This window comes from Streptomyces sp. NPDC006739, assembly GCF_042869815.1.
GTDB lineage: Bacteria > Actinomycetota > Actinomycetes > Streptomycetales > Streptomycetaceae > Streptomyces.
This window is the reverse complement of sequence record NZ_JBIAGM010000096.1, coordinates 1-1,341: the sequence shown is the minus strand read 5'-3', so window position 1 is coordinate 1,341 and position 1,341 is coordinate 1. Positions and strand designations below refer to the sequence as shown.

Below are 1,341 nucleotides of genomic sequence, written 5' to 3'. Positions count from 1 at the left end.
GTCTGCGACTGTGAGGATGATCGTGTTCCGCACGGGGCCGCGGCTTGACCCGGTCTGCGACTGACCAAGGTGTCCTGAGCGCCGATCTGTCGGCCCGGTCCCGTGCGGGGCTCGCTGCCGCCGGCCCGGCGGGCGTGTCCCGATAGGGGCCTTCGCGACAGGCACCCTCACAGTCCTGACCGCCCGACCGGTCCGGTGGCGGCCATCCGCCCGCGAACCGATCGAGACAGGCACATGACCATTCTCAGCATGCCGCACAACGACGACACCGCGCAGCCGTCCCTGGACTCCGCGACCGCCGTGCTCGGCGTCGACACCCACAAGGACGTGCACGTCGCCGCTGTCGTCAGCGTCCTGGGCGCCCTGCTGGGCACCCAGCCGTTCCCCGCCACGGCCATCGGATACCGCCAACTCGTTGAGTGGGCACACTCGTTGGGCATCATCCGGCAGGCCGGGGTGGAAGGGACCGGCTCCTACGGTGCCGGGCTGGCCCGGCACCTGGCCGCCGAGGGCATCGAGGTCATCGAGGTCAACCGGCCGGACCGGGCGGCCCGGCGCCGATCGGGCAAGACCGACGCGGTCGACGCCGAGGCCGCCGCCCGGGCCGTGCTGGGCGGACGAGCCACCGGGGCCCCGAAGAGCAAGGACGGCCCGGTGGAGGAGCTACGCGTCCTGAAGGTCGTCAAGGACTCTGCGGTCCGCAACCGCACCCAGGCCATCAACCAGCTCAAGGCCCTCCTGGTCAGCGCACCGGCACAGCTGCGAGAATCCCTCGCAGGGCTCTCGAACCCGGCACTGTTTAAGGCGTGCGCCGCCCTGGACGCGCAGGCCAGCGCGGTGCACCAGGCCCTGAGCCTGCTGGCCCACCGCATCAAACAGCTCTCCACCGAGGCCACCACGCTCACCCGCCGGATCTCGGCAATCGTCCAGGCGCACAACCCGCAGCTGCTCGATCTCACCGGCGTCGGCCCGGACAGCGCCGCCATCTTGCTCATAGCCGCCGGCGACAACCACGACCGCCTCCGCGACGAGGCCTCCTTCGCCGCTCTGTGCGGCGTCAGCCCGGTCGAGCGCTCCTCCGGCAAGAACCAACGCCGACGGCTCAACCGCGGCGGGAACCGGCAGGCCAACGCCGCCCTCTACCGCGTCGTGCTCTCCCGCCTGCGCTGGGAGGAACGCTCCCGCGCCTACCTGCTGCGACGCACCTCGGAGGGCAAGACCAAGCGCGAGGTCATCCGCTGCCTCAAGAGGTACGTCGCCCGCGAAATCCACCGAGCCATCGCCTCCGCTCCGCTACCTGTCCGCGGCAGTATCGCGGCTTGACATCCATAGGGGCATCGG

The 1,341-nt window shown here is 71.1% G+C and carries 1 protein-coding gene; it reads left to right on the top strand.

Going from position 1 to position 1,341, the window contains the following annotated elements; all coding sequences use genetic code 11:
- The first annotated feature begins 234 nt into the window (after nt 1-234).
- Nucleotides 235-1,323, top strand: coding sequence for an IS110 family transposase (locus ACFYMM_RS44415; protein WP_388398578.1), 1,089 nt, complete (start codon nt 235-237; stop codon nt 1,321-1,323).
- Nucleotides 1,324-1,341: the final 18 nt, after the last annotated feature.

Coding starts and splice junctions, on each gene's coding strand:
- ACFYMM_RS44415 (WP_388398578.1), top strand. CDS start 235: ATGACCATTCTCAGCATGCCGCACAACGACGACACCGCGCAGCCGTCC.